Raw genomic sequence first — 24,242 nt, forward strand, 5'->3', positions numbered from 1 at the left:
AGGTCGACGGCGCCCACGCCCTCGACCGCATCACCCGCGAACGCGGCATCCACCTCGACTTCTTCACCGCCTTCTCCTCCGTCGCCGCCCTGCTGGAGGACGGCGGCCAGGGCAACTACGCGGCCGCCAACGCCTACCTGGACGGCCTGATGGCCCGCCGCCGCTCCCTCGGACTGCCCGGACTCGCCGTCAACTGGGGCCCCTGGGCCGAGGTCGGCATGGCCGCGGACCTGGCGGACCGGATGACCCGCAGCGGCGTGGCGATGATCCCGGTCGAGCAGGGCCTGGCGGCGCTCACCGCGCTGCTCGGGGCGCCGGTCGCCCAGATCGGCGTCATGCCCACGCTCCGCCCGGCCCGGCCGCGGGCCGACGCCGCGGCCCCGCCCGCCGCGGCCGAACCGTGGCGCACCCGGCTGGCGCAGGCCCCGGCCGCCGAACGCGACGGGCTGCTCCGCCAGTACCTGGAGCAGCAGCTCACCGCGCTGCTCGAACTGCCCTCCGGGTACCGGGTCGACGGGCACACCGCCTTCTCCGAACTGGGCATGGACTCGCTGATGGTGGTCGAGTTCAGCAACCGCCTGCAGCGCGACCTGGACGTGGTGCTCGGTTCCACCATCGCCTTCAACCACCCCACGGTCGAGCAGCTCCAGGCCCACCTGGTCCGGGAGCTCGGCCTGGAGACCGCCACCGGATCCGACCCCGAGTCCGACACCCCGGACGAGTTCGAGCTGGACGACCTGCGCGCCAGCGTCGACCGCGAGCTCGACCTCCTGCTGAACGACGACGAGGACACCACGCCGTGACCGACCGACATGACAGCCCCGACGCGCTCAGGCTGCGGAAGGCCCTCACCGCCATCCGGACCCTGAAGACCCGGGTCAAGGAGCTGGAGCGCGACCGGGCCCAGCCGATCGCCGTCATCGGCATGGGCTGCCGCCTGCCCTCCGCCCCCGACCCGGACGCCTACTGGGAGCTGCTGCGCTCCGGCGGCGAGGCGATCCGCGACATCCCCGCCGACCGCTGGGACGTGGACGCCCACTACGACCCCGACCCCGCGGCCGAGGACCGGATGTACTGCCGCCGGGGCGGCTTCCTCGACGACGTCGCCGGGTTCGACGCGACCTTCTTCGGGATCTCGCCGCGCGAGGCCAAGCGCCTCGACCCGCAGCAGCGGCTGCTGCTGGAGGTGGCCTGGGAGGCGCTGGAGGACTCCGGACGCGACCCACGCTCGCTCACCGGCTCGCGCACCGGCGTGTTCGTCGGCATCTCGGAGGCCGAGTACCTGCAGCAGATGCAGGTCCGCGGCGCGGAGTCGGTGGAGATGCACGACGTCACCGGCACCGCGCTGAGCGTGGCCAGCGGCCGGCTCTCCTACCACCTGGGCCTGCGCGGCCCCAACCTGGCGCTGGACACCGCCTGTTCGTCGGCGCTGGTGGCCGTGCACCTGGCGGTGCAGAGCCTGCGCACCGGCGAGTCCGACCTGGCCCTGGCCGGCGGCGTCAGCCTGATGCTGTCCCCGGACGCCTTCATCGCCTTCTGCAAGGGCTCGGCCCTCGCCGCCGACGGCCGCTGCAAGACCTTCGACGCCCGCGCGGACGGCTACGCCCGCGGCGAGGGCGGCGGCGTGGTCGTCCTCAAGCGGCTCGACGACGCGCTCGCCGACGGGGACACCGTCCACGCGGTGATCCGGGGCACGGCCGTCAACCAGGACGGCCGCACCAACGGCCTGACCGCGCCCAGCGGGACGGCCCAGCAGGAGGTCATCCGGCAGGCGCTGGCGGACGCCGGGCTCGCGCCGCACGAGGTCGGCTACGTCGAGGCGCACGGCACCGGCACCCAGCTCGGCGACCCGATCGAGGTGGACGCCCTCGGCACGGTCTTCCGGGACCGCGGCACGGCCGGTCCGCTGCTGATCGGCGCCGCCAAGACCAACATCGGGCACCTGGAGGCCGCCGCCGGCGTGGCCGGCCTGATCAAGGCCGTGCAGGTGCTGCGGCACGGCGAGGTCCCGCCGAACCTCAACTTCGACCGGCCCAGCCCGCACATCGCGTGGGACCGGCTGCCCGTCGAGGTGCCGACCGAGGTCCGGGCTTGGCCCGAGGGCACCCGGGCGGCCGGCGTCAGCTCCTTCGGCTTCAGCGGCACCAACGCCCACATCGTCCTGGAGGCCGCGCCGACCGGCTCGGACACCCCCGGAGCCACGGACAACCCGGACAACCCGGAGACCACGGGCGCCCCGGACCGGCCGCACCACGTGCTGCCGCTGTCCGCCCGCAGCCCCGAGGCGCTGCGCGAGCTCGCCGGCCGCTACGCCGCGTCGCTGCGCGGCCGGTCCGCGGCGGAGCTCGCCGACACCGCGTTCACCGCGGGCACCGGGCGGACGGCCTTCGCCCACCGGCTCGCGCTGTCCGCCGCCGACGGGACCGCCGCCGCCGAGCTGCTGTCCGCGTTCGCCGAGGGCCGCCGCGCCCGGGTCTCGGTCGGGCACGCCACCGGCCGGCCCGCCGTCGCCTTCCTCTTCACCGGCCAGGGATCCCAGTACCCCGGCATGGGCCGGAAGCTGTTCGAGACCCACCCCGGCTTCCGCCGGACCCTGGAGCGCTGCGACGCGATCCTGCGCGAGCAGGGCCTGCTGGACGCCCCGCTGCTCGACGTGCTGTACCCGGCCCCGGACGGCCCGGGCACGGGACTGCTCGACCGGACCTCGCACGCCCAGCCGGCCATCTTCGCGCTGGAGTACGCCCTGGCCGAGCTGTGGCGGTCCTGGGGCGTCGAGCCCCGGGTGGTCCTCGGGCACAGCACCGGCGAGTACGCGGCCGCCTGCGTCGCGGGCTTCTTCTCCCTGGAGGACGGCCTGCGGCTGGTCGCCGGCCGGGCCCGGCTGATCGAGGCCACCACCACCGGCGGGGCGACCGCCGCCGTCTTCGCCTCGCCCGAGGAGGTCGCGCCGGTCCTCGCGGGGCTCGCCGGCCGGGTGAGCACGGCGGGGATGAACGGCCCCCGCGAGACCCTGATCGCCGGGGTCGCCGACGACGTCTCCCGGGCGCTGGCCGAGCTCAAGGAGCGCGGCCTGGACGGGCGGCCGCTGCGGATCCCGCACGCCCCGCACTCGCCGATGATCGAGCCCGCGCTGGCCGAGTTCGAGGCGCTGGCCGCCACCGTCGCCTACACCGCCCCCCGGATCCGGATGATCTCCAACGTCACCGGGACGCCGATCGACGCGGTGGACGCCGCCTACTGGCGCCGCCACATGCGCGAGCCGGTCCGGTTCTCCGACGGCATGGCGGTGCTCGCCGGCGAGGAGTGCGGCGCGGTGCTGGAGATCGGCCCGCAGCCGGTGCTCCAACTGCTCGGCCGGCAGAGCTGGACCGGCCCCGCGGTGCGCTGGCTGTCCTCCCTGTGGGAGGGCCGCGACGACTGGAAGCAGCTGCTGCACAGCGTCGCCGAACTGCACACCGCCGGGGTGGACGTCGACTGGGCCGCCTTCGACGCGGAGTACGCCCGCAGGCGGGTCCCGGCCCCGACCTACCCCTTCCAGCGCAGCCCCCACTGGTTCACGCAGAGAGAAGAAACCACCGTGCCCCAGCACACCACCCCCCTGGCGCAGGTCCCCGCCCAGGCCGCCCCGGCCACCGCGGCCGCCGCGGCCGGGCGGCGGGAGCTGATCCTGGCCGACCTGCGGGAGCGGGTCGGCGCGGGCCTGGAGTTGGCCCTGCAGGACGTCGAGCCCGGGGCCAGCCTGGTCGACCTCGGCGCCGACTCGCTGCTGATGGTGCGGATCATCCAGGACGTCACCGACCTGTACGGCATCACGCTGACCGTCGGGCGGCTCTTCGACGACCTGGACACCCCGGAGGCCCTCGCCGCCCACCTGGACGCCGAGCTCCCGGCCGGGCACCCGGTGCCCGGCGACCGGCCGGCCCCGGCCGCCGTCGCCGTCCCGGCACCCGTGGAGGCCCAGGCCGCCCCGGTGACCCCTCCGGCCGCCCGGCCGCTCACCGTCCAGGGCTCCGTCGGCGACCAGGGCTCGATCGGCGCGCTGATGGCCGCCCAGCTGGAGGTGATGTCCCGGCAGCTGGAGGTCCTCGCCCAGCACGGCGCCGCCCCGGCCGCCGCGGCCGTCACCCCGGCCGCGCCGGTGCCCACCGCGCGTCCGGCCCTGCCCGCCGTGCGCCCCGCCGCGCCCGCCGCGAAGCGCCCGGCCTCCGCCGGCGCCCCGCCCCGCGAGCTGACCGCCCGCCAGCAGCAGCACCTCGACGACCTGCTGGAGACCTACAAGAAGCGCACGGCCGGCTCGCTGGCCCGGGCCGTCGACTACCGCGCGCTGCGCGCCGACACCCGGATGCGCTCGGTGCGCCCGGAGACCCGGTCGGTCTCCTACCCGGTCATCGGCGAGCGGGCCAGCGGCGCCCACTTCTGGGACGTCGACGGCAACGAGTACATCGACGTCGCCATGGGCGTAGGCGTCCTGCTCTGCGGGCACGACCCGGAGTTCGTCACCGGGGCGGTCGCCGCCCAGCTGGAGCTCGCCCTGCAGACCGGCCCCATCTCGGCGCTCTCCGACGAGGTCGCGCAGCTGATCTGCGAGATGACCGGCATGGAGCGGCTGTTCTTCGCGGTGACCGGCACCGACGCGGTGCGCGGCGCGCTGCGGATGGCGCAGGCCAAGACCGGCCGGTCCCGGTTCGTGATGTTCTCCGGCTCGTACCACGGTCAGGACGACCGGGTGCTCGCCCTGCCGGACGTGCTGAACGACCCCTCGCACTCGGTGCCGATGGCCCCCGGCATCTCCCCGCAGGCCGCCCAGGACCCGCTGATCCTCACCTACGGCGCCGCCTCCTCCCTCAAGGCCATCGAGGAGCACGCCGACGAGCTGGCCGGTGTGCTGGTGGAGCCGGTGCAGAGCCGCAACCCCACCCTGCAGCCGGCCGAGTTCCTCCGGGAGCTGCGCGCCCTGACCACCCGCCTCGGCGTTCCGCTGATCTTCGACGAGGTGATCACCGGCTTCCGGGTGCACCCCGGCGGCGCACAGGCCCACTTCGGGGTCCGGGCCGACCTCGCGGCCTACGGCAAGGTCGTCGGCGGCGGTCTCCCGGTCAGCGTGGTGGCGGGCCGGGCCGAGTTCCTGGACCAGGTCGACGGCGGCGTGTGGGCCGACGGCCCGGGCCCCGACCCGGACAGCGAGAAGACCTACATCGGCTCCACCTTCGAGATGCACCCGCTGGCCATGGCCAGCACCCGGGCGATCCTGCTGCACCTGCGCGAGCAGGGCCCGGCGCTGCAGGAGCGGCTGAGCGCCCGCACGACCTACCTGGCCGAAACCCTGAACGCCTTCTTCGAGGCCGGGGAGGTGCCCATCCGGGTGCTGCACTTCGCCTCGGTCTTCCGGTTCGCCTGGAAGGGAAACGCCAGCTACGCCTACCAGCCGCTGGACATCGAGGTCTTCCACTTCCACCTGCTGACCCGCGGCATCTACCTGTGGGAGGGCCGGACCTGCTTCCTGTCCACCGCGCACACGGACGAGGACATCGAGGGCATCATCACCGCGGTCAAGGAGTCGATCGCGGCCATGCGCGACGGCGAGTTCCTGCCGCCCGCCCCCGGCACCACGACCACCGCCGCACCGCTCGGCGAGGAGCAGCGCGAGCTGCTCGCCCTGGAGCGGGCCGGTGCCGCCGGCGCGCCGTCCTGGGCGGTCCCCGAGTCGATCCGGCTGCGCGGCCCCCTCGACGTCGACGCGTTGCGCCGCGCGGTGAGCACGCTGACGGCCCGCCACGAGGCGCTGCGCACCGTGTTCCCCGAGGGCGGGGCGGCCGAGGTCCGGCCGGGCACCGTGGTGCCGGTCGAGGTCGTCGACCTCACCGCGGCCGCCGCCGGCCGCACCGACGAGGCGGTCGCCGACTGGTGGCACGCCGCGATGGCCGTGCCCTTCGACCTCGCCGCGGGCCCGCTGGCGCGGATCACCGTGCTCCGGCTCGCCGACGACCTGCACGAGCTGACGCTGCTCACCCACCACGTCGTCTCGGACGGCTGGTCGGTGTCGGTCCTGACCGAGGAGCTCGCGGCGCTGTACACCGCCGAGCGCCGGGGCACCCCGCACGGTCTGGCGCGCCCGTCCCAGCACCGCGACTTCACGGCCTGGCAGCAGCGCCGCCGCCCCGAGCTCGCCGAGCACCAGCAGTACTGGCTGGAGCGGTTCGCGGACGGCCTCCCGGACACCGTGCTGCCCGCCGACCGCGAGCGCCCCGCGGTGCCCACCCACCAGGGCGCCCGGATCACCATGACCCTGGAGCCCGAGCTCTGCGAGGCGCTGAAGAAGGTCGGCCGGGCCCACAAGGCCAGCCTGTTCATGACCCTCCTCGCCGCGTACGGCCTGCTCACCCACCGCCTGACCGGCCAGGGCGACGTCGTGATCGGCACGCCGCAGGCCAACCGGGCCTTCAAGGGCAGCGAGTCGGTGGTCGGCTACTGCGCCCACTTCCTCCCGGTCCGCAGCACGCTGGCCCCCGGTGCGACGCTCGCCGACCACCTCCGCCGCACCCGGGAGGAGGTGCTGGCCTCCTTCGAGCACCAGGAGGTGCCGTTCGCCCGGCTGCGCGAGGCGCTGGGCGCGGCCCCGGACGCCTTCCCGCTGCCGCTGCGCACGGTCTTCAACATGGACCGCTCCGCCCCGTGCCCGGAGTTCGACGGGCTGACGGCCGAGTACCGCCCGGTGCCGACCCGGTTCGCCCTGGTCGACTTCCGGCTGGACGGGCTGGAGCACGAGGGCGGCGTGCGGCTCGACTTCGACTACCGCACGGACCTCTTCGACGAGGCCACCGTCCGCGGCCACGGCGACCACTTCGTCGCCCTGCTGCGGGCCCTGGTGGCCGACCCGGGGCAGCGGGTCGACGGGCTGCCGGAGCGCATGGACGTGACCGATCCCGGCCGGGACGCCGGGGACGCGCAGAACGAGAACGGAGCGGAGCGTTGAGCGAACACAGCAGCGGAGCGGCCTTCAAGGAGGTCCCGGTCATCAGCATCGCCCCGCTGGTGACCCCCGACCCGGACCCGGCCGCGCTGCGGGAGACCGTGGAGCAGATCGGTGCGGCCTGCCTCGACGTCGGCTTCTTCTACGTCAGGGACCACGGGATCGCCGAGGCCGACAGCCGTGAACTGTTCGACGCCGCGCAGAAGTTCTTCGCCCTCCCGCTGGAGGAGAAGATGCGGATCCGGCTCGGCATCACCGAACAGTTCCGCGGCTACGTGCCGCTCGGCGGCGAGGTCACCGGCGGCAAGACGGACTGGCACGAGTGCCTGGACCTGCAGCCCCGCTCCGGCCGGAACGCCGACACCATCGCGAAGGCCGCGGCGGCCCGCAGCGCCGACGCCCACCCGCTCGACGACCCCGGCCAGTGGCCGCCGGCCCTGCCCGAGTTCCGCACCACCGTGATGCGCGCCTGGGACCAGCTGTACGGGCTGAGCGGGCGGATCGCGGCGGGCATGGCGCTCAGCCTCGGCCTGGACGAGCACCACTTCGCGCCGTACCACGGCGTGGAGTTGAGCGACCTGCGGATGGTCCACTACCCGCCGTACAACGAGACCGTCGGCCGGGCCGCCCCCGAGGCGCTCCCGATGGACGAGGTGGAGCACGGCTTCGGCGCCCACGTCGACTACGGGTTCCTGGCCGTCCTCCAGCAGGACGAGGTCGGCGGCCTGGAGGTGCGCAACCCGGAGGGCCAGTGGATCTCCGCACCGCACATCCCCGGCACCTTCCTGGTCAACATCGGCCAGATGATGCAGCGTTGGACCAACGACCGGTACCGCGCCACCTGGCACCGGGTGACGCTGCCGGGCACGGTGGACCGCTACTCGGTCCCCTTCTTCTTCGAACCGCGGTACGACGCCCTGATCGAGCCGCTCGCCGTCTGCTGCGACGCGGACAACCCGCCCCGCTACGAGGCCGTCGAGTTCGGCCCGTACGTGGTCGACCTCTTCTCCAAGGCGTACGACTGACCGACCGCGTAGAGCCCGCACACTCCGAGAGATAGGAAGCAGATCCGTGCAGACCTCAAGTGTTGTCAACTCCTGGAACGAGTGGGACCCGCTGCAGGAGATGGTCGTCGGCTCCGCCGACAACGCCAACTTCGAGCCCACCGAGCCCGGCAGCCGCCCCTCCGTCCGCAACGCCCCCGGCACCCCCTTCCCCACCGGCCCCAAGTCCAAGGAGGCCGTCGACCTGGCCAACGAGGAGCTGGCCGGGCTCGCCTCGCTGCTGGAGTCCCAGGGCGTCACGGTGCGCCGGCCCGAGCTGCACGACTTCTCGGCCCCGGTCCGCACCCCGGACTTCGAGGTGGAGAACCAGTACTGCGCCGTCTGCCCGCGCGACGTCATGATCACCATGGGCAACGAGATCATCGAGGCCACCATGTCGCGCCGGGCCCGGTACTTCGAGTACCAGCCCTACCGCAAGCTGGTCTACGAGTACTGGAACGCCGACCCCCGCGTCGAGTGGACGACGGCCCCCAAGCCGTCGATGGCCGACGGCATGTACCGCGAGGAGTTCTGGGACTGGCCGCTGGAGAAGCGGCACGAGGAGATGCACTCCTTCGAGTTCTGCATCAACCAGGACGAGGTCGTCTTCGACGCGGCCGACATGAGCCGCTTCGGCCGGGACATCCTGGTCCAGGAGTCGATGACCACCAACCGCGCGGGCATCCACTGGCTCAAGCGACATCTGGAGCCGCGCGGCTTCCGGGTGCACCCGGTGCACTTCCCGCTCGACTTCTTCCCCTCGCACATCGACTGCACCTTCGTGCCGGTGCGCCCGGGCCTGATCCTCACCAACCCGGAGCGGCCGCTGCGCGAGGGCGAGGAGAAGATGTTCCTGGACAACGACTGGGAGCTGGTCGACGTCCCGCAGCCGGTGCTCGGCAACGACGAGATGCCGCTGTACTGCCAGTCGTCCAAGTGGCTGTCGATGAACGTGCTGAGCATCTCGCCGACCAAGGTCATCTGCGAGGAGCAGGAGAAGCCGCTCCAGGACCTCCTCGACAAGCTCGGCTTCGAGGTCTTCCCCATCCCGTTCCGCAACGTTTTCGAGTACGGCGGCTCCCTGCACTGCGCCACCTGGGACGTCCGGCGCGAGGGCACCAGGGAGGACTACTTCCCCAACCTCGCCTACCAGCCGCTGATCTGACACCACACCAAGGGAGCCCCACATGTACATCCTCGGCATCAACTCGGTCTACCACGAGTCCTCGGCCTGTCTCCTCAAGGACGGCGCGGTCGTCGCCGCCGCGGAGGAGGAGCGCTTCAACCGCGTCAAGCACGGCAAGGAGGCCCGCGCCGACAACCCGGACGAGCTCCCGATGAACGCCATCGGCTTCTGCCTGGAGCGCGCCGGCATCACCATGGCGGACGTCGACCACGTGACCTGCGCGGCCGACCCCGACGAGATCCGGGCCGTCCTGGACGGCGGCCTGCCCTCGCCGTGGGACAGCGTCGAGAAGCAGTCGCTGTTCCTCGCCACGCTGCCCAACATCCCCAAGAAGTTCGCCGAGCTGGGCTTCGTCGGCGAGTTCCACTGGGTGGCCCACCACACCGCCCACGGCGCGTCCACCTACTTCGCGTCGGCGTTCCAGGACGCCGCGGTGCTGGTCGTCGACGCGCTCGGCGACGACGCCTACTCGACCCGGCTCTACCACGGCAAGGGCGCCAAGCTGGACTGCGTGCAGAGCGTCCGCTACCCGGCCTCCATCGGCTACCTGTGGGAGCTGGTCTCGGTCTTCCTCGGCTTCGGCGTCTACGACGCGGCCAAGGTGATGGGCCTCGCGGCCTACGGCGACCCGCAGCGCTTCGCCGCGGCCTTCGACCGGCTCGCCTGGACCACCGAGGACGGCGGCTTCGACATGCGCCAGGACCTGCTGAAGTTCAGCGACATCCTGTACTACCCGCCGTCGGCCGACACCTCGGGCCTGGAGTCCGTCCTCGGCGTCGCCCCGCGCGAGCGGGACGACGAGCTGCAGGACGTCCACCACGACATCGCGGCCGCGCTGCAGGAGAAGACCAACGAGCTGGTCCTGCACATGGCCCGCCACCTGCACGCGCTGACCGGGTCGAGCCGGCTCTGCCTGGCCGGCGGCGTCGCGCTGAACTGCGTCACCAACCAGGTCGCCTTCGAGCAGGGCCCGTTCGACGAGCTGTACGTGCAGCCCGCCGCGCACGACGGCGGCCTCTCGCTCGGCGCCGCCCTGCACGTGTGGAACGACGTGCTCGGCCAGGAGCGCGCCCCCGAGATGCGCCACGCCTACTGGGGGCCGTCCTACACCGACGCCGAGATCGAGGCCGAGCTCGCCTCCCGCGAGGGCCTGGAGGTCGTGCGCGCCGCGGACTTCGAGAAGGACGTCGCCAAGCTGCTCAGCGAGGGCAACGTCATCGGCCTGTTCCAGGGCTCGATGGAGCTCGGCCCCCGCGCCCTGGGCAACCGCAGCATCATCGGCGACCCGCGCCGCCGCGAGATGCGCGACGACCTCAACCACAAGGTCAAGCACCGCGAGTACTTCCGTCCGCTGGCGCCCAGCGTGCTCAGCGAGGAGGTGCCGGAGTGGTTCGAGATCGCCAAGGAGACCACCGCCGCCGACTACATGCTGATGGCGTACCCGGCGAAGGCCGACAAGCACGACCGGATGGGCGCGGTGCTGCACGTCGACAACACCTGCCGCATCCAGGCCGTCCGGGCCGACGTGAACCCGCGCTTCCACGGCATCATCAGCGAGTTCCGGGCCCTGACCGGGGTCCCGATGGTCCTCAACACCTCGTTCAACGACCAGGAGCCGATCATCTGCTCCCCGGCCGACGCGGTGAACACCTTCCTGGGGACCGAGATCGACTACCTGGCCATCGGCCCGTTCCTGGTCCGCAAGGCCCCGGTCGACGGCACGGTCTGACCGGCTGCGACGCACCACCGCACGGCACAGCACAGCAAGGGGGAACCAGAAGTGAAACTGCACGTGACCCGGCTCCAGGACGCGGTGCACCGCCTGGTCGAGGAGAGGGGCCACTACTGGGCCCCCCTCCCGACCGACGCGCACCTGGCCGCCGAGGTCGACGCGCTCGGGCGGCTCGCCGCCGGGGGCGCCGACCCGGCCGCGGCCAAGGGGCCCCTGGTCGAGATCGTGGTGGCCGCGCTCGCGCTCGCCAACGCCTACGGCGTCTCCATGCAGCAGGCCTGCAACGACGCCGCGATGCCGGCCGACCTGACCGACGCGTCCCTGTGGCGCGCCGGTCGGCAGGAGCCGGAGCAGGTCGCGGCCCTGGTGGCCGCGGCGGTCGAGCCGGTGCACTACACGATGGCGTTCTACCGCTCCGAGGCCCGGCAGGGCAGCGACCCCCGGGTCGTCGCCCTGCACGGCCTGATCCCGGGGGTGCTGCGGGCGGCGTTCGCCGGCTTCGACTCGCACGACGACCTGGGGGCCCACCTGAACGGGCACCTGGAGCACACCCGCACCCTGGACGGCCGGTCCCGGGAGACGGAGTTCGACCCGTCGCGCGCGGTGACGACGGAACTCATCCGTCCCATCCAGATGCAGACCTTCTGCCCCTTCGCCCAGAAGTCGGTCCTCTGGGGGCCGCCGTCCTACGACGAGGCCCTCTCGTTCGAGGACAACATGAAGGCGTCGCTGCCGACCCTGCGCCAGTTCATCCGGGTGCAGGACCACGACGTCATCGACGGGTACGTGTACGCGTTCCCCACCCGGGTTTTCGGTGAATCCTTCGAGGACCTCCAGCAGGTCTTCCGGAACTTCGTCGAATTCCTGCACAGGAATCTCACGGACGCCGCCCCGGCCGGACTGGACCCGGAAACCGCCACCGACCCGAAGTGGTTCCTCGTCCTCGAGGGCGAGGAATGCTTCATCAGCGTCTTCGCGCCGATCTACCCGCACGACCACTCGCGGTACATGAACGGGGTCGAGGGTCAATTCGTGTTCATGCTCCAGCCGGAGGCGGCCGTTCTCCGTCTACTGACCAAGAACGACTACAAGCAGCGCTCCGAGGCGATCCGGCACCGTTTCCGGGACGGCTTCCAGCGTTACGTCCTGGCCGACATAGAACTCCACCGGTTCCTGCTCCCGGTGCAGGCCGACCAGCCGCCGGTCAAGTGGTACGAATTGGCCCCCACCATTTAGCCGACCCGGTCAGCCGGCCCGTTCAGCGGGCCGGTTCGGCCGGCCCGCTCGACGGGCCCGCTTCCGCGGGAAACGCGGGGCGGGCGGCCGGGACTCCTCGTCCCGACCGCCCGCCCCGTCGCCGTACGCCCTCCGGTCAGCTCAGCAGCAGCTTGCCGATCCGGCGCGAGGCGCCGTACAGGCCCACCGCGGCGAGCGCCGCGAGGTAGCAGGCGTGCCCGATCATCGAGGGGTCGAGCGCGCCGACCGAGAACCCGCGGGCCAGCTCGATGCCGTGGTACAGCGGCGAGAGCTCCACCAGGAACCGCAGCACCGGCGGGTACACCGACATCGGGTAGAAGGTCGTGGAGAACAGGAACATCGGCATCACCACGACGTGGATGTAGTCGAACTGCGAGGACGACCTCAGCAGCGTCGCGCACACCATGCCCAGGGCCGCGAACGCCGTCGCGATCAGCAGCGCGGTGGGGATCAGCATCAGCGCCCAGGGCGAGGTCGCCAGGCCCATCGCCGCCATCACGCCGAGGAACGCCGTGGCGTACAGGCCGCTGCGCAGCACCGCCCAGGAGATCTCGCCGATGGCGACGTCCAGCGCCCCCATCGGGGTGGCCAGCATCATGTCGTAGAGCCGGTCGAAGCGCAGCTTGTAGAAGATGCTGAGCGTCTCGTAGACCGCACCGTTCATCGCGGAGGACACCAGCAGCGCCGGCGCGACGAAGGCCACGTAGGTCATCGGGCGGCCGTCCGGCCCGGTCACGCCGTCGATCAGCGAGCTGAAGCCGACCTGGAAGGCCAGCAGGTAGAACAGCGGCTCGAAGACGCCGGAGACCAGGACCAGCCAGGCCCGGGAGTAGACCAGCGCGGTGCGCTCCACCAGGCGGTGCGCGAGCCCGGAGTAGCTGCCGGCCGGCAGGATCCGCAGCAGCGGGCCGCCGCCGTGCCGGGCCTGCGCGGCGATGCGGCCGGCGGTGGGCCCCGACGGGGCCGGTGCCGCCGGCGCCGCGGGCGCGTCGGGAGTCATCTGCTTCTCCACGTCAGATCACCAGCCTGCGGCGGAAGCGCCGGCGGCCGACGTACACGCCGGCGACCAGCATGGCGAGCAGGAACAGCGCGTGCCCCAGTGCGGGCAGCGGCGCGAGGCCGTCCAGCGTGACGCCCCGGACCAGCTCGTTGCCGTGCCAGACGGGGGAGAGCCAGACCAGCGGCTGCACCACGGCGGGCAGCCGGTCGACCGGGAAGAACGTGCCGGCGAACAGCGTCATCGGCAGCACCACGAAGCGGTTCAGCGCGACGAAGGCGTGCCCCTCGCCCCGGGTGGTGGCGGCGAACGCCATGACCGGTGCCGCGCAGGCCGCCCCGATGAGCACCGCGAGCGGCAGCGCGAGCAGGACGCCGGGCCCGGTCCACGCCCCGAAGAACAGCGCGGCGACCCCGTAGATCCCCGCCGAGACCGCCAGCCTGATGACGATCCAGAGGAGCTGTCCGCCGAAGAGCTGCTCCGGCGTGATCGGGGTCGCGCTGATCGCCACGTAGTCCCGCTTCCACTTGAAGCCGGACAGGACGGGGTGCCCCGACTCGTTCACCGCCGTCGCGATGACGCCGCTGACCAGCAGCGCGGGGGCGATGTACTGCAGGTAGGTGATGCCGTCCGGGATCGAGCCGGCCTTGACCTGGGAGCCGAAGCCGAGGCCCATCGCCCCGAGGAAGAGCACCGGCTGGAGCCCGGAGGAGTAGAGGTTGGCCCGCCAGTAGCGCCGGTACCAGGCCCACTGGCCCTCGATGCGCAGGCCCATCGCCCGCCAGGGCCCGACCACCGCGCCGGTGGCACGGGCCTCCTGTCGCGTGTGCGTGTCGAGGGCCATGTCAGTCCACCAGCATTCGGCCGGTCAGGCGCAGGAAGACGTCCTCCAGGGTGGAGCGCCGCACCAGGGTGGAGAGCGGGTCGACGCCGCGTTCGGCCACCCGGGCCGCGGTGTCCTCGGCGTTCTTCGTGTACAGCAGCAGCCGGTCGGGGAGCACCTCGACCCGCTCCACCAGGCTGTCGACCTGGCCCACGTACTGGCCGGGGGTGCCGGGCCGGAACCGCAGTTCCAGGACCTCGCGGGTGGAGTACTGCTCGATCAGTGCGGCCGGCGAGCCCTCGGCGACGATCCGGCCCGCGTCCATCACCACCAGGCGGTCGCAGAGCTGCTCGGCCTCGTCCATGTAGTGCGTGGTGAGGATCAGCGTGACGCCGCTCTGCTTGAGCCGGAAGAGCCGGTCCCAGAGCAGGTGCCGGGCCTGCGGGTCGAGTCCGGTGGTCGGCTCGTCGAGCAGGACCACCTCGGGGTCGTTGACCAGGCCCCGGGCGATGGTGAGCCGGCGCTTCATGCCCCCGGAGAGCGGCTCCACCGCGTCGTCGGCCCGGTCGGAGAGCTGGGCGAACTCCATCAGCTCGACGGCCTTGCGCCGCACGTGCGCCCGGGACAGCCCGAAGTACCGGCCGTACGTCTGCAGGTTCTGCCGGACGGTCAGCTCGCTGTCGAGGTTGTCGGCCTGCGGCACGATCCCGATGCGGGAGCGGATCGCCGGGCCGTGCGTGTCGGGGTCCATGCCGAGCACCCTCAGGTCGCCCCCGGTCCGCGGGGACATGCAGGAGATCATCCGCATGGTCGAGGACTTCCCGGCGCCGTTGGGGCCGAGGAACCCGAAGGCCTCGCCCCTCGGCACGGTGAAATCGACGCCCCGGACCGCCTCGAAGTCCCCGAACCTCTTTTTCAAGCCCCTGGCCGAAATGGCCGCGGTGCTGTCGGCGCCCGCAGCTTTTGACTCGGTCACAACCCACCACCCATCATTTTTATATGACCTGAATCGTTATCCTATGAGGGCAGGTAAGGACCCGCAAGCAACCTCCGACCGTACCGCAGGTCCCTCCGGATTTCGTCGAACCCCCGCCGGGAAATCGAAATCCGCGTCCGGACCGGCCGGCGGGCGCCGGGGGCAACTCGCGGGAAATAATCCGTGATCGCCACAAGGGTCACGATTGTCCAGTTTGTCATGTTCCCAAAGAAACAGTTCAGGCCCAATAGTATGCGGACAACTTGGGCTCCGGCAGAGCCTTGTCGCACCTGCTGCCCGGTGTTAGCCTGACTCGCGTGAATGCATCGGATGAACTCAACTCCCCGTCCCTTACCGGGTATTTCGTCGAGGTGTCCATTCCGGGAATGGAACTCTGGCCGGAGTTGCGTAATCGGGCGCGAAGTCTGCGCGAGCACGGCGTCCCCGTCCTGTTCCTCGCCACCGAGGAGTTCGCCTCCGTCTACGAGGAGTGCGCCGACGAGGTGGTCATCTGCCCCGACGTCTTCTCCGAGGACGCGGTCGTGGAGGCCCTCACCCCCTTCCAGGGCAGGCTCGACCGGTTCTCGATCATCAACGACAAGATCTGGCCGGTGCAGCTGGGCGCCGCGCGCCGCCTCGGCATGGACTTCCCCGGCTTCCAGGGGCAGCTCAACTGCCGCATCAAGCCCCGGCTGCGCGAGGTGCTCGCCGAGCAGCTCCCGCTGCACACCGAGGTGTTCGCCGCCGCGGACCTCACGCCCGAGAACGTCGCCGCCGCGGTCGAGCGCCTCGGCACGCCGTTCGTCATCAAGCCGATCTGGGGCACCGCGAGCGCCTTCGTGGACATCGTGAAGGACCCGGCGCGTGCCTACGACGAGCTGGCCGAGACCTTCGAGAGCCTGCGCGCCGACCACCCGCACGGTCCGTTCGACGACGGCACCCGGGTCTGGGACCCGCGCAACGAGGTCCTCCTGGAGTCCTTCATCGGCGCCGGCCGGGAGCTGTCCTTCGAGGCCTTCGTCCAGAACGGCGACCTCGTCCCGCTGCTGATCCAGGAGAAGCTGCTCTGGGCCGAGCAGGACGGCTTCCGCCTGGAGACCGCCAACGTCTGCCCCACCCCCTTCGTCTCCGCCGAGGAGGAGGCGCGCATCCGCGACATCCTCGAGGAGGCGCTGCGCGAGCTCGGGGTCGACGACACCTTCGTCCACATCGAGCTCAAGTGGGACGGCGAGAACGTCTCCATCATCGAGATCAACCCGCGGATCGGCGGCGGCAGCGTCGCCAAGACCCTGATCGCCTGGCTCGACGCCGACGTCCGGGAGATGGGCCGCAAGCTGCAGATGGGCGAGCCGCTGCCGCGCAAGTACGCGCGGGTCAAGGAGGGCTTCCTCCTCGGCGTCTTCGTCAACGCGGTCGAGTCGGGCATCTTCAAGGAATTCACCGGTCTCGACTGGGTGCACGCGCAGCCCGAATTCGATTTCGAGCAGAGTTATCTGCAGGCGGGCCAGCGGGTGCCGGGCCGGGGCGAGTCGAAGGCCACCCGCGAGGGCTGGATGTACACCTACGACGCCTTTTTCCACGTCACCGACGAGGCGCGGATCGACGAGCTGCACGACGAGACCCGCAAGCGCGTCCTGCTGACGTTCGAAACGCCCTGAGGCATTCGCCGGCGCACCGCGCGGCGGCACGGCCGGCGGCGTCCGGACGGTCCCCACGGACCGCCCCGGACGCCGCCGGCCGACCGGTCGGCCCCCTGGACACCGTCCCGGGGGCCGTCGCCGTGCCACGGCCCGTGCGGTGCCCGGTCGGCCCACCTGCGGTTATTGGACGGCCCGGCCCCTTGCTGCCAAAATGTAGGGACTTGCCCCCAGACACAGCCGCCGGCCCCGTTGGTCACGGCGAGAGGAGCCCAGTCGTGTCCAACGCGCGAACCATCCGCCAGTTCGAGCAGCGCATGGCCGAGGTGCTCCGGATCCGCCCGAACCAGGTCAAGGACGTGTTCCGGGGCGCCCGCCCGACGTCGATCCGGGTCAACCGCCTCCTCGACGAGGCGAAATACCGGGAAACCCTCGACATAGTCCGCGAGAAGGCGCCCAGCGCATTTCCCGTCGAATGGTGCGACCACACTTTCCTGTGGCCCGAGAGCGACGGATTCGAGGACATTCTCGAACTCGCCCACGAAGGCCGCGTCTATCTGCAGAACGCGTCCAGCCTCATTCCCCCGGTGGCACTCGACCCGCGCCCCGGGGACAGCATTCTGGACGTGGCGTCCGCGCCCGGCGGCAAGGCCTTCCACCTCGCCGCCCGGGTGGGCAACGACTGCGACCTCTGGCTGAACGACGCCGCCGCGCCGCGCGCCCGCAAGCTCGGCGAGCTGGCCAAGACCTACGGCGTCAACTACGGCGAGCTGACCACGCACCAGGCCCAGTACATCGACAAGGAGCTGCCGGCCGAGTCCTTCGACCGGATCCTGCTCGACGTGCAGTGCTCGGGCGAGGGCCGGGTCGACATGCGCAAGCCGATCACGTTGCGCTACTGGTCCGAGGAGCGCATCGAGAAGTACAAGTTCCTCCAGCTGAAGATGCTCAGCGCGGCCTACACCCTGCTGAAGCCGGGCGGCGTGATGGTGTACTCCACCTGCACGCTCAGCCCGGAGGAGGACGAGTTCCCGGTCAGCAAGATCCTGCAGCGCCGCTCCGACCTGACGCTGGAGCCGCTCGGGTTCTCCGAGCCGTCGTTCCTGCCCGGGGTCACCTCCTGGCGCGGCACGAAGTTCGACGAGCGCCTCAAGCACGCGGTCCGGGTGGCCCCGAGCGACCTCTTCGAGGGCTTCTTCGTCGCCCGGATCGTCAAGGCCGGGCCCGCGGACGCGTAGGGCGCGACGGGTCGGCCCCGGGCCCGGCGGCCCGGGGCCGACCGCCGGTCAGCCGGTCAGCGGCTCGACGTCGGCGACGACCCGCTCCTGCGCGAGGTCGAGCGCCCGCCCGGTGCCGGCCTCGTCCCCCGCCACCGCGATCAGCGCCGCGAGCCGCGGGATCGGGTTCTTCGGGGGCAGCAGCAGCTGCGTACCGGGCCCGGCGAGCGCGGCCGTGTGGACGATGCCCGGCACGCTCCCCGCGGCCGTCAGGTCGACGGACCGCACCGTGCAGTCGTGCGGCGGGTAGACGAAGCGGACCTCCGCCGTGCCGCCCCCGCCGCCGCCGCGGGTGACCGGCTCCGGGTCGTGCCCGAGCGCGATCTCGGCGGCGGCCTTCACCAGGTCGATCCCGGTGGCCATCCGGCTGATCAGGGGTATCAGGTCCCCGCCGAGCCGGGCGTTCAGCTCGACCAGCCGGGGCCCGGCCGTGGTCAGCCTGACCTCGGCGTGGGTGACGCCGTAGTCCACGCCCAGGGTGCGGTGCGCGGCCCGGACGAGTTCGGCGACCTCCTGCGGCAGGGCGTCCGGGGTGGCGGCGGTGACGAGGTGGCCCACCTCCTCGAAGTACGGGGGGAAGCCGAGCCGCTTCTGCGCCACGTGGACGCAGTGCACCACGCCCTCGAAGACCACGCTGTCCACGCTGATCTCGGGGCCGTCCAGGTACTCCTCGACGAGGATGCCCTCACCGGCCGGCAGGGTGGCGTACGCCGCCCCGGTGGCCAGCTCGAACGCGGCGCGCACGGCGGCCGCGTCCTCGGCCCTGACCACCCCGATGCTGCCGGCCAGCGAGCGGGGCTTCACCACCACGGGGAAGCCGAACTCCTCCGCCGCGGCGACCGCCTCGTCGGCGGAGGACACCAGCCGGTGCGCCGCCGACGGCAGTCCGGCCCCGGCCATCAGCGACCTCGTCGCGTACTTGTCCCGGCACCGCGCGACGGCCGCGGACGACATGTGCGGCAGCCCGAGCTTCTCACAGGCCAGCGCCGTCGCCTCGAGGACCAGCTCGTCCCAGGTGAACACCCCGGACGGCCCCTGCTCCGGGGCCAGTTCGGCCAGCGCCGCGGCGATCGCGTCCGGGTCGGTGCAGTCGACCACCCGGTGGTCGGTGAGGTATTCGCGCTGCCAGGTCGGCTCAGCGGGGAGGACCGCCGACAACGCGTAGTCGCCGGCGAGGGACTGGTAGCAGTACTCCCGGTAGGGCTGCCCCCCGCTCCCGACGATGGTCAGCCGCGGCCTGCCTTGTTCCGTCACGTGCATTCCTCTCCGTCGTCACCCGGGGCCCCCGTCGGTGTCGAAGAGCTCCCGGCCGTATCTCCCCGGCGCCTGCCGGACCGGTGCGTCCCGGTCCAGCAGGAACGCCGCCGAAGCCGTGCCCCCGGGGGGCATGGCGCCGGTCGGTATCCCGAGCGGCAGCAGGACGGTCCGGCCGCCGCCCGGCGGGCGGCCCGGGTAGGCGGTCAGCCGGGCGGTCCCCGACTCCTCGCTCACCCCGACCGCGGTCGGCGGCACCCGGAGCCCCTCGCCGGTGGCCTTCAGGACCGCCTCCTTGTACGTCCACCGCCGCAGCAGCCAGCCGTCCCGCTCCGCCTCCGGGACGCGCCCCAGCTCGGCCGACTCCCGCTCGCCCAGGGCCCGCCGCAGGGCCGCCGACTGCCGCCGGGGCGAGGCCGCCGGGGCCTCGGCGTCCACGCCGACGACCGCCCCCGCGGTCACCGCGACCAGCACGACGTCCCCCGCGTAGGAGACCGACGCGTCCAGCGGGCCGGTGATCCGGGGCCGTCCGTGCGGCAGCGGGCAGTCCGGGCAGTCGCGCAGCACCTCGACCTCCCGCGGGCCGGTGCCCGAGAACTCCGCGGCGGCCAGCCGCAGCAGCGCGGCCGCCACGGTGAACCGGCGCCGGTCGGCCTCGGCCGCGTACAGGTCGCGCCGCACCGCCTCGGCCGGCGCGAGCAGCGCCTCCAGCCCCGGTCGGTGGTCCGCGGTGCGGGCCCACCAGACCCGGCAGGCGACGGCCCCGTCGGCCCCGTCCGCCGCGGCGGCCGTCGGTGTCACCGGGCGGGGTGCGGCAGCGCCGTGCGCGCCGACCGGACGTCCTCGACGAGGTGCCGCAGCAGCGGTGCCGGGTCGGCGCCGAAGTAGAAGTGGTCCCCGTCGAGCGTGCGCAGCCCGCGGAACGCGGTGGACTCCGCCTCCCAGGCGGCGACCCGGCCCGGGGTCGCGAGCGCGTCGTCGCGGCCGCGGAACACCGTGAGCGGCACCGGCAGCGGCTCCGCGTGCGCGGGCCGCCACTGCTCCACCAGTCGCAGGTCGGCCCGGATGATCGGGCCGAAGATCTCCCAGAGCCTCGGGTCGTCCAGCAACTGCTCCGGCGTGCCGCCGAGTTCGCGCACGTGCCGGCGCAGCTGAGCCTCGCTCAGGGTGTGCCGCAGGACGACCGGAGGCGCGGAGCGCGGGGCCCGGCAGGCGGAGATCCCGAGCCAGACCGGCGGCACGGCGCCCTCCCCGACCAGCCGGCGGGCCAGTTCGTACGCGACGATGCCCCCCATGCTGTGCCCGAAGAACGCGTACGGAACGTCGCCCCCGGGGCGCACCTGGTCGAGGAAGTAGCCCACCAGCCGGTCGAGTTCGTCGATCAGTTCGCGTCCCATCAGGCTGCCGTGCCCCGGCGCGTCCAGCGCCCGCACCTCCCAGCCCGCGGGCAGCCGGTCCTGCCAGCCGTGGAACAACGTGCCGGACCCCCCGGCGTGGTGAAATCCGAAAAGCCGGACCGTTGTCGCGCCATTCACCTCGAAGCCGCTCAACGACACCCCTCCCCACGGTGTTTCGGCCATTCCCCGGCCCAACTCTGCCAGATCAGCGGCCTGGCGTTAACGGGGGAAATGAATCATTGCCTCCCGCCTTCCCGGAGGATAGCTTGATCGGGCCATGACCAAGTCGTCCTGGAGGACGTTCTCATGCCGACTACGAGGAACGAGGACGCGGGAGCGCGCCGGCACGTGGTGGTCATCCACCGCTGGCGGGACGCGTACGCACACTACGACGACTACCTCGATCACGCGACCCACGCCGTCAGTTACGTGACCACCGAGGTGGGCGCGGCCGGTGTGCCCGCCGCCGCGGCCGGCGTCGTGCTGGTGGCCGCCACCGACGACCTGGTCGAGGTGCGCGAGGCGGTCTGGGAACTGACCCGGCGCCACGGCGCCCCGCAGGCCGTGGTCGCGCTCAAGGAGGACGACCTGCTGATCGCCGCGCAGTTGCGCGCGGAGTGGGGCCTGGCCGGCGCCACCCCGCAGGACCTGCTGCCCTTCCGCGACAAGCTGGAGATGTGCCGGCGGGTCCGGGACGCCGGGCTCCCCGTGCCCGCGTTCGCCGCGGTGTCCGCCGCCGCGGACGTGGAGCGGTTCGCGGCGCGGCACGGCTGGCCGCTCGTGCTGAAGCCCGTACGGGGCAGTTCGAGCGCGGGCGTGCGGATCGTGCACGGCCCGGCGGACCTCGCCGGGGTGCGCTGGGGCGACGAGGCGCCGCTGCTGGTGCAGGTCCGGCGGACCGACCCGATCTACCACGTCGACGGCCTGTTCCGGGACGGCCGCCTCGACGTCTGGCGCGCCTCCCGCTACGTCAACACCTGCCTGGGCTTCCGGGACGGCTCCTACCTGGGCTCCGTCGAGGAGACCGACCCGGCCGTCCTGGCCGCCGTGGAGGCCGCGGCCCCGCGCTTCCTCGCCGCGCTGACCGCCGCCCCGACCGTCTTCCACCTGGAGGTGTTCGTCGGCACCGGCCCGGACGGCACCCCGCACTGCTCCTTCCTGGAGGTCGGCGCCCGGGTCGGCGGCGCGGAGATCCCGTTCGTCTGGCGCGACCTGCACGGCTACGACCTGATGGAGGCGGCGTTCGCCCTGCAGCTGGGGGAGCAGCCGGCCAAGGGCCGGCCGGCCTCCGGGGCGGTCGGCGGCTGGCTGCTGGTCCCCGCGCCCGCGGAGCGGCCCTGCCGGATCACCGCCGTCACCCCGATGACGGGCCGGGTGCCGGGCCCGTACGCGGAGTCGCTGCTCGCCGCCGGGGAGGTGCTGCCCGCGGCGGACGCCTACTACGAGCACGTCGGCGGGCGGTTCCGGTTCCGGGGGGCGACCGGCGCCGAGGTGGAGGCCGCCATCCGCGCCACCGCCCGCGACTTCCGGGTCCGCGCGGCCCCCGCCTGACCGCCCCCGGGCGGGCGCGGCCCGGGTGGTGCGCCCGTCCGTCCGGGCACAGCGAAAAGGTCGGTACCGTGATCACGGTACCGACCTTTTCGTCGATGCTGCCGAACACCTCGCGGTGTTCCGTTGTGCGCGAGGGGGGAGTTGAACCCCCACGCCCTTTCGGGCACTGGAACCTGAATCCAGCGCGTCTGCCTATTCCGCCACCCGCGCATGGGTGTCGTCCTCGTTGCCGACCGATCTTCCGAACCGCTCGGTACCATGAGTACTTCGCGTTTCCTTGGACCGGCCTCCCTTTCGGGCGGCCCTTCCGACGTGGAAAACAGTAGCACGACCCGGGGGGCCGCTCCGAATCCGTTCCCGCGCGGAACCGACCGCATCCGAACGGATGCGCGACGAACGGGTGAGCGAGGGGTGCGGGGCCGCCCGGGCGGGCACATCTGGCGTGCCGTACCCGACATGCGTCACCCTGTGTGTCCGAGCCCACCCCCGGGCACCACGCTGTCCGGGAACCGTACGGAAGGGCCCGGCGTGGATACGATCAGTACGGAAGTACCGCAAGTAGGCGCGACCGACTCCCCGGGGGGATCCGGTCGGCAGGCAGGCGAACGAACCCTGGAAGGGGGTGCCCCATGGGAGTGCTGAAGAAGTTCGAGCAGCGACTCGAGGGTCTCGTCAACGGCACCTTCGCCAAGGTGTTCAAGTCCGAGGTCCAGCCCGTGGAGATCGCCGGTGCGCTGCAGCGCGAGTGCGACAACAACGCGAGCATCTGGAACCGCGACCGCACCGTCGTGCCGAACGACTTCATCGTCGAGCTGAGCCCGCACGACCACGAGCGGCTCAGCCCCTACTCCGGGCAGCTGGGCACCGAGCTGGCCGGCATGGTCCGCGAGTACGCCGAGGCCCAGCGGTACACCTTCATGGGCCCGCTCCAGGTGAACCTGGAGAAGGCCGACGACCTGGACACCGGGCTGTACCGGGTGCGCAGCCGCACCCTGGCAGCCGAGGAACCCCAGCAGTACTCCCCCCAGCAGCAGCAGCCCGGCTACGACCGCCAGCCGGCCGCACCGGCCCAGGGCGCACCGTGGCAGCAGCAGGGCGCCGGCCAGTACGGCACGCCCCCGCCGCCCGCCGCGCCCCCGGCGATGCCCCCGGGCCCGCCCGCGACCTCCGGCGGCAACGTCCGGGCCTTCCCGGGTGCCGGCCACGGCGCCTCGGTCCGCCGCTGGATCGAGGTGAACGGCGCCCGCCACCAGATCTCCGGCGCGGCCTGCGTCCTCGGCCGCTCGACCGAGGCGGACGTGCGGATCGACGACCCCGGGGTCTCCCGGAAGCACGCCGAGATCCGCCCCGGCACCCCTTCGATGGTCCTCGACCTGGGATCCACCAACGGCATCGTGGTGGACGGGCAGCACACCCAGCGCGCTACGCTCCGCGACGGCTCCCGCATCGTCGTGGGCTCCACCACCATCGTCTACCGACAGGTCGAAGGGTAGTGTCCGAGTTGTTCGCGCGCCTCACTCACCGACGGGCGGGCCGGCCATGTCAGAACTGACCCTCACGGTCATGCGGCTGGGCTTCCTGGCCGTGCTGTGGCTGTTCGTCATCGTCGCGATCCAGGTGATCCGCAGCGACCTGTTCGGGACCAAGGTGAACCCCCGGTCCTCGCGCCGCGGCGCCAACGCGGCCGCGAACGGCTCCGCGGCCACCACCGTGGCCACCGGCGCCCCCGGGGGCCGCCCCGCGCCCGCCCAGACCGCGCCCGCCCCCGCGGCGGGCCAGACCCAGGGCGGCGGGCGCCGCCGCGGCGCCCCGACCCAGCTCGTGGTCGTGCAGGGCTCGCTGGCCGGGACCACCGTCGCGCTGCAGGGCCAGACGATCACCCTGGGCCGCGCGCACGACTCGACCATCGTGCTGGACGACGACTACGCGTCCTCCCGGCATGCCAGGATCTATCCGGATCAGACTGGGCAGTGGACGGTCGAGGATCTAGGCTCCACCAACGGCACCTATCTGGACCGGCAGCGCCTGACCGCGCCCACCCCGCTCCAGCCGGGCATGCCGATCCGTATCGGCAGGACCGTCATCGAACTGCGGAAGTAGTAGCGCATGAGGGACAGCATCCCGTCCATGACCCAGAGGGGG

17 protein-coding genes and 1 tRNA gene are annotated in these 24,242 nt (G+C 72.5%); 11 read left to right on the top strand and 7 right to left on the bottom strand.

The window, feature by feature from the left end:
- The 6 genes from ACIA8Q_RS09770 to ACIA8Q_RS09795 all read left to right on the top strand — a co-directional run.
- Positions 1-803 (top strand): beta-ketoacyl reductase (locus ACIA8Q_RS09770; RefSeq protein ID WP_360212938.1); only part of this gene is annotated, 803 nt, incomplete at its 5' end.
- Complete coding sequence (gene gdnH / locus ACIA8Q_RS09775) at positions 800-6,973, top strand: guadinomine polyketide synthase module 4 GdnH (RefSeq protein WP_396316972.1); 6,174 nt, start codon at positions 800-802, stop codon at positions 6,971-6,973. The genes ACIA8Q_RS09770 and gdnH, both read left to right, overlap by 4 nt.
- Positions 6,970-7,995, top strand: a complete 1,026-nt coding sequence (locus ACIA8Q_RS09780) for a 2-oxoglutarate and iron-dependent oxygenase domain-containing protein (RefSeq protein ID WP_360212934.1) — start codon at positions 6,970-6,972, stop codon at positions 7,993-7,995. Before gdnH ends, ACIA8Q_RS09780 begins: the two co-directional genes overlap by 4 nt.
- 100 nt (positions 7,996-8,095) lie before the next feature.
- Positions 8,096-9,178 (top strand): glycine amidinotransferase, encoded by a 1,083-nt coding sequence (locus ACIA8Q_RS09785; protein ID WP_360212946.1) that lies wholly within the window; start codon positions 8,096-8,098, stop codon positions 9,176-9,178.
- A gap of 22 nt (positions 9,179-9,200) precedes the next feature.
- A complete protein-coding gene (locus ACIA8Q_RS09790) occupies positions 9,201-10,928 on the top strand; it encodes a carbamoyltransferase C-terminal domain-containing protein (RefSeq protein ID WP_360212932.1) in 1,728 nt (575 codons plus the stop codon).
- Between the two features lie 51 nt (positions 10,929-10,979).
- The gene (locus ACIA8Q_RS09795) at positions 10,980-12,167 is read left to right on the top strand and encodes a YqcI/YcgG family protein (protein ID WP_360212930.1); all 1,188 of its coding nucleotides are present in this window, start codon (positions 10,980-10,982) and stop codon (positions 12,165-12,167) included.
- 136 nt (positions 12,168-12,303) lie between these two features.
- Here the strand turns inward: ACIA8Q_RS09795 and ACIA8Q_RS09800 are convergent, their stop codons facing one another.
- The 3 genes from ACIA8Q_RS09800 to ACIA8Q_RS09810 are packed head-to-tail and all read right to left on the bottom strand — an operon-like array spanning position 12,304 to position 14,927.
- On the bottom strand, positions 12,304-13,188 hold the full coding sequence (locus ACIA8Q_RS09800) for an ABC transporter permease (RefSeq protein ID WP_360212928.1): 885 nt from the start codon (positions 13,186-13,188) through the stop codon (positions 12,304-12,306).
- 13 nt (positions 13,189-13,201) lie between these two features.
- A complete protein-coding gene (locus ACIA8Q_RS09805) occupies positions 13,202-14,029 on the bottom strand; it encodes an ABC transporter permease (RefSeq protein ID WP_360212926.1) in 828 nt (275 codons plus the stop codon).
- Position 14,030: 1 nt separating this feature from the next.
- Entirely contained in the window at positions 14,031-14,927 is an 897-nt protein-coding gene (locus ACIA8Q_RS09810; protein WP_360212924.1) for an ABC transporter ATP-binding protein, read from the bottom strand.
- 443 nt (positions 14,928-15,370) lie between these two features.
- Here ACIA8Q_RS09810 and ACIA8Q_RS09815 point away from each other — a divergent pair, with 443 nt between their 5' ends.
- Both ACIA8Q_RS09815 and ACIA8Q_RS09820 read left to right on the top strand, forming a co-directional pair.
- A complete protein-coding gene (locus tag ACIA8Q_RS09815; protein ID WP_360212922.1) occupies positions 15,371-16,642 on the top strand; it encodes an ATP-grasp domain-containing protein in 1,272 nt (423 codons plus the stop codon).
- A 257-nt stretch (positions 16,643-16,899) separates the two neighbouring features.
- On the top strand, positions 16,900-17,859 hold the full coding sequence (locus tag ACIA8Q_RS09820; protein ID WP_360212920.1) for an RsmB/NOP family class I SAM-dependent RNA methyltransferase: 960 nt from the start codon (positions 16,900-16,902) through the stop codon (positions 17,857-17,859).
- Between the two features lie 48 nt (positions 17,860-17,907).
- Here ACIA8Q_RS09820 and ACIA8Q_RS09825 read toward each other — a convergent pair whose 3' ends face one another.
- From ACIA8Q_RS09825 to ACIA8Q_RS09835, 3 genes are read right to left on the bottom strand one after another with little or no spacing between them, the layout of a single operon-like run.
- A complete protein-coding gene (locus ACIA8Q_RS09825; protein WP_360212918.1) occupies positions 17,908-19,152 on the bottom strand; it encodes an ATP-grasp domain-containing protein in 1,245 nt (414 codons plus the stop codon).
- A gap of 18 nt (positions 19,153-19,170) precedes the next feature.
- Positions 19,171-19,953 carry a 4'-phosphopantetheinyl transferase superfamily protein gene (locus tag ACIA8Q_RS09830; protein ID WP_360212916.1) on the bottom strand — a complete coding sequence of 261 codons (783 nt, stop codon included), beginning with the start codon at positions 19,951-19,953 and terminating at the stop codon, positions 19,171-19,173.
- Positions 19,950-20,732 (bottom strand): thioesterase II family protein, encoded by a 783-nt coding sequence (locus ACIA8Q_RS09835; RefSeq protein ID WP_396316973.1) that lies wholly within the window; start codon positions 20,730-20,732, stop codon positions 19,950-19,952. The genes ACIA8Q_RS09830 and ACIA8Q_RS09835 overlap by 4 nt, the downstream gene beginning before the upstream one ends.
- A gap of 123 nt (positions 20,733-20,855) precedes the next feature.
- Here ACIA8Q_RS09835 and ACIA8Q_RS09840 point away from each other — a divergent pair, with 123 nt between their 5' ends.
- Positions 20,856-22,100, top strand: coding sequence for a biotin carboxylase (locus tag ACIA8Q_RS09840; RefSeq protein ID WP_360212914.1), 1,245 nt, complete (start codon positions 20,856-20,858; stop codon positions 22,098-22,100).
- Between the two features lie 126 nt (positions 22,101-22,226).
- Here ACIA8Q_RS09840 and ACIA8Q_RS09845 read toward each other — a convergent pair.
- Positions 22,227-22,310, bottom strand: a tRNA-Leu gene (locus ACIA8Q_RS09845).
- Positions 22,311-22,729: 419 nt separating this feature from the next.
- Between ACIA8Q_RS09845 and ACIA8Q_RS09850 the strand changes: the two genes are divergently transcribed.
- Together ACIA8Q_RS09850 and ACIA8Q_RS09855 are read left to right on the top strand one after the other, a co-directional pair.
- Positions 22,730-23,593 (top strand): FhaA domain-containing protein, encoded by an 864-nt coding sequence (locus ACIA8Q_RS09850; protein ID WP_396316974.1) that lies wholly within the window; start codon positions 22,730-22,732, stop codon positions 23,591-23,593.
- A gap of 46 nt (positions 23,594-23,639) precedes the next feature.
- A complete protein-coding gene (locus ACIA8Q_RS09855; protein WP_360212910.1) occupies positions 23,640-24,200 on the top strand; it encodes an FHA domain-containing protein in 561 nt (186 codons plus the stop codon).
- Positions 24,201-24,242 lie beyond the last annotated feature (42 nt).

The organism is Kitasatospora sp. NPDC051705, from assembly GCF_044453265.1.
Lineage (GTDB): Bacteria > Actinomycetota > Actinomycetes > Streptomycetales > Streptomycetaceae > Kitasatospora.

What these genes read in the sequence shown, in the direction of transcription:
- ACIA8Q_RS09785 (WP_360212946.1), top strand. Translation starts at nt 8,096, where the DNA reads ATGGTCGTCGGCTCCGCCGACAACGCCAACTTCGAGCCCACCGAGCCC.
- ACIA8Q_RS09790 (WP_360212932.1), top strand. Translation starts at nt 9,201, where the DNA reads ATGTACATCCTCGGCATCAACTCGGTCTACCACGAGTCCTCGGCCTGT.
- ACIA8Q_RS09800 (WP_360212928.1), bottom strand. Translation starts at nt 13,188, where the DNA reads ATGACTCCCGACGCGCCCGCGGCGCCGGCGGCACCGGCCCCGTCGGGG.
- ACIA8Q_RS09805 (WP_360212926.1), bottom strand. Translation starts at nt 14,029, where the DNA reads ATGGCCCTCGACACGCACACGCGACAGGAGGCCCGTGCCACCGGCGCG.
- ACIA8Q_RS09815 (WP_360212922.1), top strand. Translation starts at nt 15,371, where the DNA reads ATGGAACTCTGGCCGGAGTTGCGTAATCGGGCGCGAAGTCTGCGCGAG.
- ACIA8Q_RS09835 (WP_396316973.1), bottom strand. Translation starts at nt 20,732, where the DNA reads ATGGCCGAAACACCGTGGGGAGGGGTGTCGTTGAGCGGCTTCGAGGTG.
- ACIA8Q_RS09840 (WP_360212914.1), top strand. Translation starts at nt 20,856, where the DNA reads ATGCCGACTACGAGGAACGAGGACGCGGGAGCGCGCCGGCACGTGGTG.
- ACIA8Q_RS09850 (WP_396316974.1), top strand. Translation starts at nt 22,730, where the DNA reads ATGGGAGTGCTGAAGAAGTTCGAGCAGCGACTCGAGGGTCTCGTCAAC.
- ACIA8Q_RS09855 (WP_360212910.1), top strand. Translation starts at nt 23,640, where the DNA reads ATGTCAGAACTGACCCTCACGGTCATGCGGCTGGGCTTCCTGGCCGTG.